The following is a 16,269-nucleotide window of genomic DNA, read 5'->3' on the forward strand; positions in this document are numbered from 1 at the left end:
GGTCTCAACCAACGCTGCCTTGGATAGCCGACGACAGTCCGGGATCTACCGCTCGCCCACCGAGAGACACGCTGCTTGCTAGCAATCCGTTCTGACAAGCCCGTCCGTCGTCCCATCCCGGATGATTGGCGATCGGGTAAAGGCAAATCCCCTCGAACGGGACACCGGACTGCATGGCACGTTTTGCCTGATCCGAGACATAACGGTACCAAGGCCCACGCCGCTCATCCTCGATGCCGGTTTCTGCAATCAAAATCGGCTTGCCATAACGCGCGTAGGTTTCGGCAAGGATCCTGCTCAGCGGCTTGTAGCTGGGATGACCGATGTCGATCGGCGGCCCGCCATGGATCCATTGGTTGTTGAAATAGTAGTTGACGCCAATGATATCGAGAAACCGCTCCTGACCGCCGATCTGCGGCCACATGCGGCCGGCGATGAGGTCCCATCCCTGGAACTGCGACTGCCTGTGACCTTCAGCAACGCCGGACTCGAAAGGTCTCGATTGGTCCGCCACGACATTGATAACCGGATCGCAGTGAACGAAGCGCGCGCGGGGGTCGACCAACAGGATTTCCTCCATGGCAGCGATTGCGGCCCGGGCAAGCTGAACCTTGAGCTCGAATCCTCGACCACGCGCGAACGGGTTGAGATAGGCGGCATCTCCGCCGCCCCACGAGAAGAATGAGATTTCGTTGACGGGGCAATAGAACGGCACTTCGCTTGTGTTGTCGCGAACCAACCGTGCGCAGGCGCCGGCGAAGGCTGCAAACCGATCGACGAATTGCGGCGACCAGATATCGAGATCGTCAGGCCATCCGTAGTGTAAGAGGTCCCAGATGACCTGCGTGCCGGTTTTCTGCGCGGCTTCGATCATCGGCAATACGCTCGACCAGTCATAGGTCCCGGACTTTTCGATCAGATGCCAGCGAAAACCATCGCGGACCGTACGGATTCCAAGTCCTGCAAGCTGACGATAGTCCTGCTCCGCAAAGCGATCGTGCTCGATTGCCGCAATCATATCCAAGCGTCGACCGGTTGTTTCGCCGTTAGCGGGACGTAGTCGATGCGTCGAGCATTCGAAACCGCCCATCAGAAACGATTTGAAGATGCCGGTCGGCCCCTGCGGCGATTTCTCCGCAAGGACGTCGCTGAAAAGCTGTGTCCACTGCGGCAACACGGCCTCGATCGAGTAGCTCGCCTCGACCTTGCGCCGCAACGCTTGTCCGAGAGAACGGCGGAAACCTTCGTCGCCCGCAAGTAAGCGGATCTTGTCAGCGACGGCGGCCGGATCGTTATAGGGCACGAAGAGGCCGGAGACCTGGTCGTCGATCTGCTGCTGGGCGCCGTTGTCAGGTGTTGCGATGACGGGCAGGGCGGCGGCACCTGCTTCGGCAATGACATGCGGCATGCCTTCGCCGCGCGACAGCCAGACAAATATATCGAACGCCGACAGAAGCTCGGCCACATCCTTGCGATCGCCTAAAAACATGAGCCTGTCCGCCAAGCCCAGCCGGCGGGTGAGATCCTTCAAGTGATCGGCATAGTCCGGCATGAAAGCATCGGGGCCGCCGACAATGACGAACTGCGCATGCGCATTGTCTCTGACGACCAGTGCGGCGGCATGGATGAAGTCTTCGACATTCTTCTTCGGATCCAGCCGACCGACCCAACCGATGACGACCTGCTCGTCCCGCAACCCAAGCTTTGACCGCATGACCGAGCGGTTCGCCGAATTGAACTCGGAGAGATCGACCATCGAGGGTATCTCGAGCGCGTGCTGCTCGCGGCCGGGCATTTTTGACGCAGCCGCGTCGCGGATGGAGCGGCAGACGCCGACATACCGGCTCGTGAGGTGCTTCGGGCCAGCTTCCGCCTCCGAAACAAGACCGCCATGCTCGATCAGCGGGGGGCGGAGATGGAGCCGTTCGAGCGACGGATAGATGTCGGCAACGTTCTGGCTGGAAACGACGATGTCGTATCCAGGAACCTTGCCGGCCAGATAGCCAACCGTATCTTCGAAGGACAGATCGTAAGGCGTCGTATCGACATCGACCCCGAGCGCCCGCAGTTGCTCGTGGGTCTGCTCCGGCATTCCGGGCTTGCGGAAGCAGGCAACGACGTCGATCCGGTAGAGCTTCGGATCGAGGTTTGCCGCGAGGAGCCGCACTTCGGTCTCCTCGCCGCCGACCACCAACCACGCGAAGACGAACAGAATCCGTACAGGCTGAGGTTCAGGTGTCATTCGCCCACCTTGAAGACAACCTGCAGGAATTCCGGACGGTTTTCGATCAGGTCCGTCAGGAAGGACGGCGCGTCGTCCATCGGAATGACGTGGGTGATCATATGCTGGCGGATGATGTCGCCATGCGTCCGGAGAAGATCGACCGTTGCGCGGGCGAGCCGGCCGCGGTTCCAGAGCGCACCAAGACCACGCGGAACCCGGTTGATCTGCGCGCAACGGATGTTGAGGCCGTTGTGGTGGAACTCTTCGCCCAACCGCAACTGATCAGCGCCGCCCTGGTAGAAGGCAAGGTCGATTACCGTGCCCTGCGGCCGCAAGGCTTTCAGCGCCGTGTTGAGGCTGCCTGAATACGCACGTGTCTGGAACACCAGATCTGCACCGCGTCCCATCGCGCCATCATGCCAGCGGGCCTTGGCATGCTGCCACGCGTGCTCCTCGGTCATGGCCTGAAGGCCCATCGCTTCCGCTTTTTGACGGCGGAACTCTGATGGGTCAGTCACGATAACCTCGGATGCACCCAGGGATTTCGCAAACAGGGCAGTCATCAGCCCCACTGTGCCGGCGCCGATCACGATAACCGGGCGATCCTTCACGCCCGCACCGAGGAAGGGCACGTGAGCCCCATAGGCTTCGGCATCGGCATGCAGAATGCCGTTTGCGGCAATCGGCCCCATCTGGGCGACAAGGACGCCGAGCACGGGATCTATTTCGGCCGGCAATGGCACCAGCAGATCGTGGAACGGGTTGGCCGTGTGGCCCGATTTATGGCCGTAGGCGGATGCGACCACCTCGCCTTGCGCAAAACCGCCTGTGCGCGACTCTGAAACCCTGGCAACTTCCATGTAGCCAAGGAACGGGACCGGATAGTGCAGGTCCGGTTCGTTCTCGATAAACACCCCGCGCTCGCCATCAAAGCGCGAGCGGAAATAGGGGTTGGTGTTTTTGAGGAACGTCAGTTCGGTCCCTGCGGAAAGACCGGTGTAGATCGTGTCGAGCCGAACCTGGCCATCGCCGGGAGGGCCTTCCTCGTATTCGAAGAAATAGGACCGCCCGGGGGCCTCGACGCCAAGTGAGCGGATGATCCGGTGCCCCGGTGCCAATCCCGGCTGAGGAGCTTCCGGCCGAGGCTGGAATTGCAGGGGCAAAGGCTCGGGCTGGCGCATCTCTGGCGGCGCGATCGAAACCGGCTTGCCTTCCTGCACAGAGGCAACGACAGCCAGCGCCAGCCGGTGCGTTGCAAGGGCTTCAGAATAGGGGCAGCGGATCCGGTTTTCCCCGCCGCGAACGGCATCGATGAAGTCGCGATCTTCGCGCCACACGGGGTCGCCGTCTGCGCCACGGACCGGCCGGCCTCGGCCGACATCCACCATGATGTCGCGGTCGGTAAGCTCGATCGCGAGACGGTCCGCAAAGATGTGAAGCCCGACGCGATGGCTCCAGCCGAGAAGGCAGGTGGAGGCAACGTTCGCAACAACCCCGGTTTCGAATGTCAGGGTTGCTGTTGTCACGGTCGGCACGTCGAGGCCCGGAAATTCGGGCCTGTCCGTGTGGCCGGCACGCCCGTAGACTTCGGTCACCTCGCCGACAAGAAAACGCGCAAGGTCGAGAAGATGGGTCGCCTGCTCCACCATCTGTCCGCCGGACTTGTCCTGCTTCCACCACCACTGCGGCGGGGGCGTGCTATCCAGCCAGTAGCCGGACAGAAGCTGGGCGGGATTGTCCTTGAGGAGATTGCGGGCCTCATCGACGATGTCGAGGTAGCGCCAGTGGTAGCCGACGCCGGTCACGAGACCCTTCGCCGTCACGGCAGCCGAGATCTCTTCGGCCGTCCCGATGTCAAGCGAAACCGGCTTTTCGACGAAGAATGGAATGCCGCGCTCGATCAGGTCCCGCTCCGGCTCCCCGTGCGCAAACGGCGGCACGCAGACATAGACAGCATCGGGGCGGACGGCGTCCAGCATGTCGCGGTGGTGGGCGAAGGATTTCGCTCCGAAGCGCGCTGCGGCCTGATCGGCGCGGCCGATATCCGGATCCGCGAACCCGACGAGTTCCACATCGTCGAAGCCGGAGATGACATCGAGATGGCGGTGCGCGATACCTCCAACGCCGATAAAGGCGAGGCGTGTCTTCTGCATGGATAGGTCCTTTTGCATGAGATTGGCAGGCTGGGAAATGAACCGGTCGTAGACCGCTCTCGTTTCCCTCGCCATGCGATGTGCGGAAAAGTGATTGTCGAAGCGGACGCGGGCAGCCTCGGCGACATGCGCAAGTCTCTGCCGATCCGAAAGCGCCGCGATGACGACAGTGGCCATTGAAGCGGAACTGCCGGGTGTGGCGAAAAGCGGGTGGTCCTCCCCGAGCGCCTCGACGGTGCCGCCGATCCGGGTTGCAACGACCGGGCAGCCGAGCGACATCGCCTCGAGCACCGCAAGCGGCAGGCCTTCGAACAGCGATGGCAGAACGAAGAGGTGGCCGAGAGCGATGATGTTGGCGACATCCGGGCGATGTCCGGTAAATCGAATGCGGTCGGAGATGCCGAGCTCATCCGCCAAAGCCCCGAGCCTCACGCGTTCCTCGCCGGATCCGACCAGGAGAAGGCACAAGGAGGGGTGCGCCTCCAGAATCTGCGGCATGGCTTCGAGGAGGGTCTTGTGATCCTTCTGCGCGGTCAACCGGGCAATGGTCACAAGCACGATCTCGTCACGCACATCGAGGTCCCGACGAAGTGCGTCGCCTGTTGCCGTCTGCTGCGGCACGAAGATACCGTTGCGGATAACCGTCAGTCGGTCGGGCGCAATGTGCCCGCGAAAACTGTCCCGGGAGGCTTCCGAAACCACGACGTGATGGGCGACATCCCGCGTGCGTCGCTGATACTCGTCCTGCTGGTCGCGGTCGGTGAGGAGATAAGGAAGATGCTCCGTGCGAATGACCGGGATACCGGCTCGGTTCGCGGCCTCGACCAGCGCGTGCCCCTCCCATCCGATCCCCGCATGGACATGCAGGAGGTCGACATTGCTGCTGGACAGCCATTGAGCAAAGTCATCGACGTCATCCGCAAGTTTGATGCCGAGGCCGAGACGGGCAGCGCGCGGGAGCAATCCTGCCCGGTCTTCCGACAACAGCGCAATGAACACATCGGCCTGCCCGCACAGCCCGCGCGCCAAGGCAACCATATGCTCGCCCATCCCGGATGGGTCCAGGCTATCCGTCGCAAGGACTATCCGCGGCATCCTAGTCACGCTCTGAATGCACCAGAATGTCGTTTTTGCCGAGCAGCGCAGATGGCAATGGAGGATCGACAGCCGTCTGGTCGACAATCATCGCCATGCTCTTGAACGTGGCATCCCAGGACGAGCGCGCGAGCATCTTGTCAACCGCTTCGAGCCAGGACGTATCGGCGCGGGCAAGGGCAAGCGCGGCATCGCATCCGCTGACAAAGCTGTCGGCATCGTCGGCAAAAAACACGCCCGGCGTATCACCGTAGGTACGAACGACGTCTGCAATCTTTGTGCTGACGACCGGTCGCCCTGCCGCCAGATATTCAGGCGTCTTGGTGGGGCTGATGAAACGGGTTGCCTCATTGAGTGCAAACGGCATGAGCGCCGCATCCCAACCCGCCAGATAGGACGGCAGGTCGGCATAGGACTTGTGCCCGAGGTAGTGAATATTGGCCGCGCGCGGCAGATCGGACGGCGATATCTTGGCGATCGGACCGAGAAAAACGAAGGAGTAGTCCGGTCGCGCTGCAGCCGCTGCGCGGATCAGGTCGAGATCGAGGCGTTCGTCGATGACGCCGTAGAAGCCTAACCGTGGGTGAGAGATCTTTGCCTGATCGCTTGGATCGGCAACCGAGTTTCGTGCTGCGCGGAAATGGTGCGAATCGACACTGGATGGGAAGGCATGGATGTTGTCATGCAGATCGCGCTTTGCCTCGTAGAGGCTCACCCCGCCGGTAAAGACCGCGTCCGCGCGCGCCATCAGCGCGTTTTCCATATCTTTCAGCTGAGGCGGCGCAAACTTGAAGTTGGCCAGCTCGTCCATGCAGTCGTAGACAACCGCCGCCGCGTCCACATGCTGCGCGAAAGAATACATCATCGGCGTGTAGAACCAGAGTATCGGCCGCCGCCCACCGTGAAGCAGGATGAGATCGTCGAGCAGGCGGCTAAGCGCCCGATCCCGCTCGGCTTCGCTCCACCAATGCGGAACTCTTGGCCGGATCGCCTTGACGGACGTACCGGCGAATGGGTGAATTTCCAGGTAGGCAAGATGATGATCGGTTGGAATGAATTCCTCGAAAAAGAAGACCTGACGATCCTGAGAGAAGCGCTGCATTAGGTGCTGCGGCCGCTGCAGGACAAAGTCCCAGCGCAGATGCGAGAAGCAGATGAGCGGCGTATCGATAGGCAGGGAGGCATCAGGCGTTTGCGGGAAGGAATTCAGAACGTTCATCAAGCACCTCGAAACAGATGCCGCCAAACAAAGCCTGGGCAGCAAAGTTCCGGACGCTCATCATAATTCTGTTACCTGTCGTTCATCAAATCTCGCAGGCGGCTGATGCTATGCTGCCACGTCCAGTTTTCCAGCACTGTCTCGCGTGGTTTCATCCCGTCGGCGAGCCCGAGCAGATCCCGGATACCGTCGTGAAAGTCCTGCTCTGAAGCCATTCGGCCCGTCTCCGGCATAATGTATTGTAATCCGCACCGAAGCGCGCTGTTGGCGAGGACGGGAATGCCGGCCAGCATATATTCGGTGAGAATGGCAGGTGCTCCGTCGTCGACGCCGCAGACGACGCCGATCCGTGACTGGTTCATCAACCGGTTGACGTCGTCGAAGGGTATTCCCGGCGGCTCAATGAAATCGACATTGATGCCCAGCGCGTCCGCATGGCGCCTCAACTCCGGTACGAGTTCTCCGTAACCAAAGACGCAAAGGGTCCGGAGCGACCGCGGTAGCTTACCCAGCGCTTCGAAGAGCATGTCGTGGCGCTTGTAGGGCTGGGCGGCCGCCACATAGATCACGTCATAGATCTTCGGAAGGTTCAGCGGCCGGAATGTCATCTCGGATGAGAATTCGGGTCCGATCGGCATCACGACTGTGCGCATGTCAGGATGCCGGGCGCGAACAACCTCCGACTGCCACTCCGCTCCCGTGATCACGAGATCGAAATGACGGCTGACCTCGAACGGCACGCGAAGTGCCGGGGCGTCGATGGAGTTGTAGATCTTAAAGCTGTCGCGGCAGGCAAGCATGATCTCCTCGCTCACCCCAAGTCCCCAGACACACAGTATGTCGGGAGCGCCGAACGCCTCGATATGCCCGAGCATGTCGTTCGAGGCAAAGGGAGCCTCCGGACCGTTCATCCGGAATGCACGGCGCACCAGCGACTGATCGCCGGAACGCCACTCTGGCGGAGGGTCACCGCCGCGCCAATGCGTCCAGATTTCCGCGCAATCGACCAGCCCGTCCTTGAGGGCTGCGAGGGGAAGCCGCTCGATATAGCCGCCGTCGACAACCACGTCGTTCGTATCCGGAATGGACAGGGGAGGAGATCCGCGTGAACCTGATGACCATAGCGTTCCAAAGCTTCGAGGAGGCGGGAGGTCCTCCTCGCTCCAGATTCCATCCTGAAAATCACTGATGACGACAATACGCCGTGGTCTCATACACGTCTCTAATCATTGACACTGAAGAACGGGATCGCGATGTTCGACGTCACAAACTTCCGGAAATGGGAACGGTTCCACTGTCAGGCAGACATACAGCCGGACCTAACGTGGAGCGGCGATCATTGCGTCGTGACGGAACCTCGAGGCATCAGCCTTGTTGGCGCAGTCTCCAGACTTTCTGGTTCCTGCAAGGATAGATCGGGCATATGTCATTGAGAGTTGCAATCATCGGATCCGGTCCGACCGGCATCTACACGCTGAAGGGCCTCATCGGGAAGTCTGAACCGCTCGAGATCACCATCTTCGAAAGCGACGCGGAACCCGGCAAGGGAACCCCCTATCGCCCCGATCTTAACGATGCGGCGATGCTCTCCAACATTGCCAGCATCGAGCTGCCGCCAATCTGCGAAACGTTGACCGAGTGGCTTCGCCGTCAGACGGATATGGAGTTGCAGCATCTCGGCGTCGAACGCGATGCCATCAGCGAGCGGGAGTTTTATCCGCGCGTGGTTCTAGGAGAGTTCCTGCACGCGCAGTTCCAGCAGCTTCTGAATGCCGCCACCGCCAACGGCCACGCCATCCACCTCAAGGCGCGGCATCGTGTCGTCGATATCGAGCTGCGCGCAGACGATATCCGGTTGAGCGTAAAAGCCTTGGACGACGAACCGGCGGAATTCGGTTTCGATCACGTGGTGATGGCGACTGGCCACGACTGGCCGGAGACCACCGAGGTGCGGCCCGGTTACTTCATGTCGCCGTGGCCGGCACCGCTTCTCAAAACCATACCTCCATGCAATCTCGGCATTCTGGGCACGTCGTTGAGCGGCATCGATGCGCTGATTACCGTCTCTACCGCACATGGCGCCTTCATGCTCGATGGGCAGGGCGATCTTCAGTATGAGCCGCTGCCGGGAACAGAAGCCTATCGCGCGACGATGATGTCGCGCAAAGGGGTGCTGCCCGAAGCCGATTTCTACTGCGAAATCCCGTACCGCCCGCTGACATTCTGTACCGAACAGGCGATCGAAAACGCGATTGCCACGCGAAAACTCGATCTTCTGGATGCGATATTCGATCTGTTCAGACAGGAGCTGGCGGCCTGCGATCCGGATTATGCCGCCAGCATCGGCCTGTCGCTTCTAACCGTGGAGACGCTCGCGCCAGCATATTTCCGTGCTCGAGAGACCAACGAGGCGTTCGCCTGGGCTGCGCGCAACCTCGCCGAAGCGGACCTGAACAAGAAGCTGAAGCAGACCGTCGAATGGCGCTATGCCATCCTGCGGATGCATGAGGTGATTGCGAAGGCGATACCGCATCTGGACGCTGATGACCTCAAGCGGTTCCACAAACACTTCAAGACTGTGTTCATCGATGACTATGCGACGGTTCCGCATGAATCGATCCGCCGATTGCTCGCTCTCCATCGCACCGGCAAGCTTGAGATCGTGGCACTCGGAAGTAACAGCGAGATCGACAACAAGAGCGTGGAGCGGGGCGCTGTCGTTCGCACGGAAGGACGGGAGCTTCGGTTTGAGGCTTTCATCGACGCCACAGGACAGCACGAGCTGTCGGCCCGCGACATTCCGTTCCCGACGCTCGTTGGCCAGGGTGTCGTTCGAAAAGCGGCAACAAAGGCTGCTTTTTCTCTCGATGGCGCCGAGCAGGAGATAGTCCGGACAGGAGGGATCGACCTCGACGACGATTTCCGGCTGGTGTTCACGGACAATCTCTCGAACAACCTCTACTGCGGCTCGATCGCATTTCTGCTGCACAAGCTTCCGTTTGTGCAGGGAATTACGAGCGCGCGCGATATCGGCGAGGTGATTTCGAAAGCGATCCTGAAATCGAACGAGCCGCCCCTGATAATCGCGCAAGCTTAAGGCGTCAGCCCGTCACGATCTCGACCGGGTCACCCAATGTCAGCTTCCCGGGTATCTCGACATCGCCATAGATGCCGAAGTTTCGCTTGTTTTGTCGCAAAAGCGAGCGAAGCACGTCGGGGTTTTCGGGAAGCCCGGGTTGCGCGATCAGCGTCATTCCGCACCGCTTGGCTTCTTCGCAGATGTGGATGGTCGCTTCTCCCATCTGCATCCGGCTTCCAAGCCATGACTTCTCCTCAAAGCCCTCGGCCGCAGGCGTTCGCAGCACGACGTTGGGGCGAAACCGGCGGCTGTCGATATCGTCGGTTCCGACGATCGTGGACAAGTGTCGAAGTGAGTTGGTCGTCACGAGATGGACCGGGCTCACTTCATAACGGTTGACGGCCGTCTGTGCATCGCCGGTCGCGACATAGGGACGCGTTTCGACCTCGAAGCCGAAATAGAGGGTCAGCTTCGCATCGGTATCTCTCTCTCCGACACGCAGCCACTCCCCATCCGGAAATCCGATTTCAGGCCGGTCTCGACCTGATCTCGAGTGGAGGAAAAGTGCCGGTTTCCAGCGAGATTCTTTCTCGGGCGCCGCCGGATGGCCGGACTGCGCATCAGCAACGCACCATGAACGATCGCCCTCGATTCCGTCCGTTCCCAGCTCGACGGAGGTCAAACGCTCGCCGCCAAGCGAGCTTACCGGGTAGCGCCAGATCTCTTCGATAGTCCCAAATTGCGGCGGTGCCATTCATACCCTCGTCAATGCGTCTCAAGGGCAGGGAACTGAATTTGCCACAGGTGGTTCCCTCAATGTCTGCGAACGCTTCGACAGGACAGAGGAGAAACAATGGCGAAGATCGTATGCGCAGGTTTTGTCGGAAATGGAAAGATCCTGCTTGTCCGGCGCGCATCGCACCGAAAGTGGTCGGCAAATTTGTGGGATCTGGTCGGCGGTCATGTCGAAAAAGGCGAGGGCCTGGACGAGGCTCTGGTGCGGGAATGCGAGGAAGAGGTGGGGCTCACGCCACTTGCCTTCAACAAGGTCGCGACATTGTACGAGAGCCGTGACGAAAAGCAGAAATCGCCCTTCCACACCTATGCGGTACCGCTCTGGAAAGGTGGACAGGCTTCCCTGCTCGGCACCGAGCATTCCGAATTGGGCTGGTTTGGCCGGGAAGACCTCGAGGCAATGGAACTGGCCATGCCGGAGTACCGCTCTGTCATCCTGCAAATGCTGCAGGACTCGTAGCGCAATTTCGTCCGCTGCAGCGAGATGTACCTCGCAGAGCAGAAACTCTTTCCTAGTCCGGGCATTGCGCCGGGGAACTTCCTCAACCCGCAGACGGTTTGGGCTCAGAAATCGACGTTGGAGGAAAGCTGCATGCTTTGCCTGCCGACCGTGTAATATTGACGAGGTGGGCTAATGAAGCAGAATATTGACGACGCCATGCTCGATCGGGGCCAGAGCTCCGAGGCCTACGATATTGAAAACAAAAGACCCTCACCCCAGGGCAATGACGTGCCCGTTTCGACAGCCGGCCGGGCGAAAATCCTCGCGTCGCTGGAGCGGTACTCGCAAAACAACGACCAGGACCAGACCGCCTCGGTCGAAGATTCCGGTCAACCCCAGTGCTTTCTTCCTGATCTGCAGGGCGAGCGGGTCTGGGGCGTGGCGCTGCAGCTTTACGAACTAAGATCGCGCCGAAACTGGGGGATCGGCGATTTTGACGACCTGTCCACTTTCATTGATCTCGCCGCAGGCTGGGGTGCCGATTTCGTCGGTCTCAATCCGCTCCATGCGCCGTTCATGGCCGCTGCCGGACGATGCAGTCCTTACGAACCCTCCAACCGGCGTTTTCTCAATCCCCTCTACATTGCTGTCGATCGGATCGACGGCTTCGCAAGCTCGCCTGAGCTGGAGGAAGATATTGCCCGGTTGCAACGAACGGAACTGGTCGACTACGGGAATGTCGCGCGGATCAAGCGCGAGGTGCTCTACAGAATCTGGACGACAGAAAAACGCCGAGAGGACCCCGCGTTTCAGGATTTCTGCAGGGAAGGCGACGCTGAACTGAGGCTGCACGCCTTGTTCGAGGCGATCTCGGAGACCCTTGTCGCATCTGGGGGCAGCGTCGGTTGGAAGGCGTGGCCGCAAAAATATCAGGATCCGCAGTCGGAGACGGTAAAGCTGTTTGCGGAAACGCACGGCGATCGCGTCGATTTCCACCTGTGGCTCCAGTATCTGGCACATGGGCAGCTCACCGAGGCTTCAGCTCGTGCAAAGGCTGCAGGCATGCGCGTCGGCCTCTATCTCGACGTCGCCGTCGGCGAGGCACTGGACGGATCGGCCACCTGGAGCAGCCGTCATGCCTATGTCGAAGGTGCCAGCATCGGCAGTCCGCCAGATCCCATGGCGGTTTATGGTCAGGACTGGCAGCTTGCAGCGTTTCACCCTTCGGCGATCGCTTCGGGAAATCCGTCCCCATTTGAGACCACGATGGAAGGTGTCATGCGCTACGCGGGCGCGGTTCGCATCGACCATGCAGCAGCTCTGCGGCGCCTTTTCCTTGTGCCATCGGGAGAAAGCCCCGAAGAGGGTGCCTATGTCGGCTACCCCCAACAAGCGTTGATCAAGACGCTTGCGGACCTCTCCAACACATATGGCTGCCTCGTCATCGGAGAAGATCTCGGCAATCTGCCGCAAGGGCTGCAGGGAGAATTGGAGGCTGCCAACATTCTCTCCTACAGAATTCTCTCCTACGAGCAGGGAAAGCAGGGCTTTCATCCGCCCGACCAGTATCCGGCGCTGGCCTTGGCATGTGTATCAACCCATGACCACCAGACGTTTTCCGGCTGGTGGCGGGCAGCTGACGTCATGATGCGGGAAAAGAACGATCTCGTGCCCGAAGACGCTGCCCGTCAGCAGAAGAGCGAGAGAAAGAGCGAAAGGCGCGACGTGCTTTCCGCATTCCGGGCGGCCGATCTTATGGGGTCGGAAGCGGTGGATCACTCCATTCGTAGAAATCTGGCGGCGACTGCCCATGCCTTCGTTGCCAGAACGCCATCCCTCCTGATGGCTGTACGGCTCGCCGATCTTACGGACGAAAAGCAGCCCACCAACGTCCCTGGCACGAGCGACAGTTATCCGAACTGGAAACCGAAACTGTCCGTCATGCTGGAAGAGCTCGACGCACTCCCGGAACTGCATGACATCCTGGGTGAGGTTGCGGCCGCGCGGCGAAAATAAAAGCTAGGTCTTGGGAGCAATAGAAGCGCGCCGTCACTCGGTGACGGCGCGCTTCCGATGCGATGATCCTGCGTCCGCTCGTCTGCCGGCTCTAATGTTGGGGCAAAAGGAACAACCGAAACCGCTGCATGTTCTCCCCGTGCAACGAATCGGAGTTTCATTTGTCCATTTCATCGAACGACACGAATTTTGCGGCGCGCGATGCCGCCATAGCGATCAACACCTACACGACCGTCCTTCGTCGTCCAAAAGTGCCGCACGAAACGTTCGCCAATTATTGGCGCGATGTGCATGGCCCGCTCTGTTCCCGAATCCCCGGGCTTGGATGGTATGTACAAAACCACTTCAACCGCGAACAGGACGCGCATCTCTGGCCTGAAATCGACGGGGTTTCGCCATTTGAAAACTATGTCCTGGACGGCGGCGTCGAGATCGGCTTCGAGACGGCGGCCGACCAGAAGGAATTCAATGACGCCTGCTCGATCCTGTTTGCGGACGAGCAGAACATGTTTGCAGCAACCGTTGCCTATGCCCTTCCCAAGGGCTCAACCACACTCATCGATCGCAGCGCCGACCCGGTTCCCAACGGAGACGACGGACTTGATCGCATCCACGTCCATCTCGGCTCCAGGACAGGCGATGCGTTCGCCTTTGCAACGTTCATGACGAACCTTGCCGAGAAGATTTCCTCAGACCCTGCCGCTATGAAAGTGCGTCTGCACTTGCCCGATGTCTACGACAACGCAAAACCCGCACCGCCTGCTCGCGGCGTCGATCATACTGTTCCAGACGAGAGAGGGCACATTGCGGTGTTGGAGCTCGCATTCGCCAGCCCGCTTGCTCGTCGGCAGTTCTACGGCGGCGATCTGTTCCAGAGAACGCTCTCCGACCAGAAAGCCCAGATCAGCCATGCGACTGCCTTCGCAGTAAGCGGCATCTATACCTATGTCCGCGACAAGCAGCTGACGACCGCGGGATTGAGAGGAAGCCGACAGGCGCAGCTGATCGAGACGCTGGGAGCCGCCAACCAGGTCTCCGACGATGTTCGCACCCTTCTTCATAAGGGCGAATTGTAAGACTGGCTGTCGGTGCTTTCCTCCGCTGTATGGCTCGGGCGGGAGACGCCGACGATGTGAACTGTCGTCTCGCCGCCAGCTTCGAGATCGGGTCGCCTATGGCGGCTCGACGGGAGGCCGATCTTGTGCCACACGATTTCCACGATCCTCTTTGAATAGGGATTGCAGATAGTGCTAAAATTCCCCAGTTGAGCTGGTTCGTGCCACCACGTTGGGACCGATATGGCGAAAGACCAGTTGATGAAGATCGAGATACCCACAGACAAGATTTCCTCAAGAGAGCGGTATCTCGAAGCCATCGTCCAGAGCGCGATCGATTACGCGATCATTTCGATGGATCTCGATGGTCTTGTGACCAGTTGGAACGAGGGCGCTCGGCGTGTTCTCGGCTGGGATGCAGACGAGATGGTGGGCAGGCCGGCCACAGCCTTCTTCACGCTCGAGGATCGCGAGCAGGGCATTCCGCAACGGGAGATGACTGCCGCCCTGAGCCAGGGGCGTGGTAGCGACGAGCGATGGCATCTGCGCGAGGACGGTTCAACCTTCTGGGCGTCCGGCGAGATGATGGCGTTGCGATCCGATGACGATACCGTCATAGGCTTCATCAAAATCCTTCGCGACAGAACGCAGGAAAGAGAACAGGCCGACCAGCAACGCCTGCTCATGCTCGAGCTCGGTCACCGGATGAAAAACACCATCTCGGTGGTGCAGTCGATTGCAACGCAGTCGATCCGCAATGCGGCCTCGCTCGAAGATGCCGGCGAGAAGCTCCAGTCGCGCATGTCGGCCTACGCCTCGGCACACGATATTTTGCTCCAGAAGAACTGGGTGAGCGCGACGCTTGGCCAGATCGTGAACGCCGCAACGATCAACATCGGTCTTGAGGGTTCCGACCGAGTCCGGATCGAGGGACCGGAGATCGAGCTTGATCCCCAGGCCGCCCTGTCGTTCTCGCTGGTGCTGCACGAGCTTTTCACGAATGCCTCCAAATACGGCGCACTCTCCGAGAGCAATGGTCACATCGATATTGCATGGAGAATCGAAGCCCGGGAGGGAGAGGATTTTCTAATCTCGTCTTGGCGGGAAGTCGGCGGGCCACCCGTCGCTATCCCGACCAGAAAGGGATTTGGCTCTCGGCTTATCGCGTCCAGTCTGAACTCTTACGGAACCGCCACGACCGATTACGAGCCGGATGGTGTCGTCGTGACAACTGCGATGCCCTTGTCCAGGATCCAGTTCGAAAAAACCTGACCGCGGTTGATACAACAAGGTTCTCTGATTGTCAGGTATCGCGTGATACCACTGGAACAAGGACTTGGTTTTGGAGCCTTTACCAGACGATAGCAGCAACGAGCTTGCTGAAAAACACGTATCGGATATCCCGACGACGCGTATGCTGTCATGGGCGCGCAACTCCGCTATCTATCGTCTGTCCAAACGGATGCACACGGAAAAACAGCTCCGGCAAGCGATCACGCGCAAGGCGCGGGAAAAGTTCGAAGACATCGGCGATCGGCAAGTCGAGGCGCTTGCGGCGTTTGCCGTGAAGTTCGGCTATGACAACAGCGCTCTCGATGATCAGGCTTACGCAGAAGTCGCGACCCGTTCTGCGCAACGAAGCGGCCGGTCGAAACGCGCGATTTCGCAGCGGCTCGTGATCAAGGGAATAGACCGGGAAACCGCCTCCGAGGCAGTCGCTGACGTGAACGATCTGCGTGCCGCGGTCGTGCTCGCGCGAAAGCGGGCATTTGGCCCGTTCAGGAGAGTGGAGCTCGATCAGAAACGCAAGGCCAAGGAGCTCGCATCGTTTGCACGCGCAGGCTTCAGCTCGGAAATCGGGAGGCAGGTTTTCGAGATGCATCGCGACGATGCCGAGCTAGTCCTGAGCGAAGACGTAGCGTGAAGGAGCGCAGAACAGCTCTCCGGTCATTGGGGCAATGCTGGCTAGATGTTGCAGCGTATTCCTAAGTCGCGGCAACGCGTATTTATAGTACAATTTTGCATTTTTCGGGCCTTTCAAGCGTATCTCATTGGATCCAGCTAAGTAAATTACCAATATACTTATAATTTATAAAATTTCTGATGCGTGAAGAATCTTATTTTGTAGCTGTTGGTGGCTGATTTTATTTAAAAATTGAAATTCGCAGGACATAACCCTATATCAGGTATG

General features: G+C 59.6%; 10 protein-coding genes and 1 pseudogene. 6 read left to right on the forward strand and 5 right to left on the reverse strand.

The features are described 5' to 3' along the window. Nucleotides 1–4: 4 nt before the first annotated feature. From ASG19_RS14720 to ASG19_RS14735, 4 genes and pseudogenes are all read right to left on the reverse strand, one after another. Complete coding sequence (locus tag ASG19_RS14720; protein WP_062458758.1) at nucleotides 5–2,242, reverse strand: glycosyltransferase family 4 protein; 2,238 nt, start codon at nucleotides 2,240–2,242, stop codon at nucleotides 5–7. Continuing rightward, nucleotides 2,239–5,427 carry a glycosyltransferase gene (locus ASG19_RS14725; RefSeq protein ID WP_244476180.1) on the reverse strand — a complete coding sequence of 1,063 codons (3,189 nt, stop codon included), beginning with the start codon at nucleotides 5,425–5,427 and terminating at the stop codon, nucleotides 2,239–2,241. Before ASG19_RS14725 ends, ASG19_RS14720 begins: the two co-directional genes overlap by 4 nt. 121 nt (nucleotides 5,428–5,548) lie before the next feature. Continuing rightward, a pseudogene (locus ASG19_RS14730) lies at nucleotides 5,549–6,691 on the reverse strand (glycosyltransferase family 1 protein); the annotation flags it as partial. 71 nt (nucleotides 6,692–6,762) lie between these two features. Beyond that, nucleotides 6,763–7,758, reverse strand: a complete 996-nt coding sequence (locus ASG19_RS14735; RefSeq protein WP_244476181.1) for a glycosyltransferase family 4 protein — start codon at nucleotides 7,756–7,758, stop codon at nucleotides 6,763–6,765. A gap of 356 nt (nucleotides 7,759–8,114) precedes the next feature. Between ASG19_RS14735 and ASG19_RS14740 the strand changes: the two genes are divergently transcribed. Next, nucleotides 8,115–9,788 (forward strand): FAD/NAD(P)-binding protein, encoded by a 1,674-nt coding sequence (locus ASG19_RS14740; RefSeq protein WP_062458765.1) that lies wholly within the window; start codon nucleotides 8,115–8,117, stop codon nucleotides 9,786–9,788. A gap of 4 nt (nucleotides 9,789–9,792) precedes the next feature. On the opposite strand, the gene ASG19_RS14745 is transcribed toward ASG19_RS14740, so the two are convergent. After that, nucleotides 9,793–10,524, reverse strand: a complete 732-nt coding sequence (locus tag ASG19_RS14745; protein WP_062458769.1) for an MOSC domain-containing protein — start codon at nucleotides 10,522–10,524, stop codon at nucleotides 9,793–9,795. Nucleotides 10,525–10,623: 99 nt separating this feature from the next. Between ASG19_RS14745 and ASG19_RS14750 the strand changes: the two genes are divergently transcribed. From ASG19_RS14750 to recX, 5 genes are all read left to right on the forward strand, one after another. Then, the gene (locus tag ASG19_RS14750; protein WP_062458772.1) at nucleotides 10,624–11,025 is read left to right on the forward strand and encodes an NUDIX hydrolase; all 402 of its coding nucleotides are present in this window, start codon (nucleotides 10,624–10,626) and stop codon (nucleotides 11,023–11,025) included. Between the two features lie 174 nt (nucleotides 11,026–11,199). Beyond that, nucleotides 11,200–13,023, forward strand: coding sequence for a 4-alpha-glucanotransferase (gene malQ / locus ASG19_RS14755; RefSeq protein WP_062458775.1), 1,824 nt, complete (start codon nucleotides 11,200–11,202; stop codon nucleotides 13,021–13,023). A gap of 161 nt (nucleotides 13,024–13,184) precedes the next feature. Beyond that, complete coding sequence (locus ASG19_RS14760; RefSeq protein WP_244476182.1) at nucleotides 13,185–14,099, forward strand: hypothetical protein; 915 nt, start codon at nucleotides 13,185–13,187, stop codon at nucleotides 14,097–14,099. 222 nt (nucleotides 14,100–14,321) lie between these two features. Next, nucleotides 14,322–15,350 carry an HWE histidine kinase domain-containing protein gene (locus ASG19_RS14765; RefSeq protein WP_244476183.1) on the forward strand — a complete coding sequence of 343 codons (1,029 nt, stop codon included), beginning with the start codon at nucleotides 14,322–14,324 and terminating at the stop codon, nucleotides 15,348–15,350. A 70-nt stretch (nucleotides 15,351–15,420) separates the two neighbouring features. Next, the gene (gene recX / locus ASG19_RS14770; protein WP_280136952.1) at nucleotides 15,421–16,002 is read left to right on the forward strand and encodes a recombination regulator RecX; all 582 of its coding nucleotides are present in this window, start codon (nucleotides 15,421–15,423) and stop codon (nucleotides 16,000–16,002) included. The last annotated feature ends 267 nt before the right edge of the window (nucleotides 16,003–16,269 follow it).

It is taken from the genome of Rhizobium sp. Leaf306 (assembly GCF_001423425.1).
GTDB lineage: Bacteria > Pseudomonadota > Alphaproteobacteria > Rhizobiales > Rhizobiaceae > Neorhizobium > Neorhizobium soli.

Excerpts from the sequence above, each read along its gene's own strand:
- ASG19_RS14765 (WP_244476183.1), top strand. The coding sequence starts at position 14,322 with ATGGCGAAAGACCAGTTGATGAAGATCGAGATACCCACAGACAAGATT.
- ASG19_RS14725 (WP_244476180.1), bottom strand. The coding sequence starts at position 5,427 with ATGGGCGAGCATATGGTTGCCTTGGCGCGCGGGCTGTGCGGGCAGGCC.
- ASG19_RS14720 (WP_062458758.1), bottom strand. The coding sequence starts at position 2,242 with ATGACACCTGAACCTCAGCCTGTACGGATTCTGTTCGTCTTCGCGTGG.
- malQ (WP_062458775.1), top strand. The coding sequence starts at position 11,200 with ATGAAGCAGAATATTGACGACGCCATGCTCGATCGGGGCCAGAGCTCC.
- ASG19_RS14745 (WP_062458769.1), bottom strand. The coding sequence starts at position 10,524 with ATGGCACCGCCGCAATTTGGGACTATCGAAGAGATCTGGCGCTACCCG.
- ASG19_RS14740 (WP_062458765.1), top strand. The coding sequence starts at position 8,115 with ATGTCATTGAGAGTTGCAATCATCGGATCCGGTCCGACCGGCATCTAC.
- ASG19_RS14750 (WP_062458772.1), top strand. The coding sequence starts at position 10,624 with ATGGCGAAGATCGTATGCGCAGGTTTTGTCGGAAATGGAAAGATCCTG.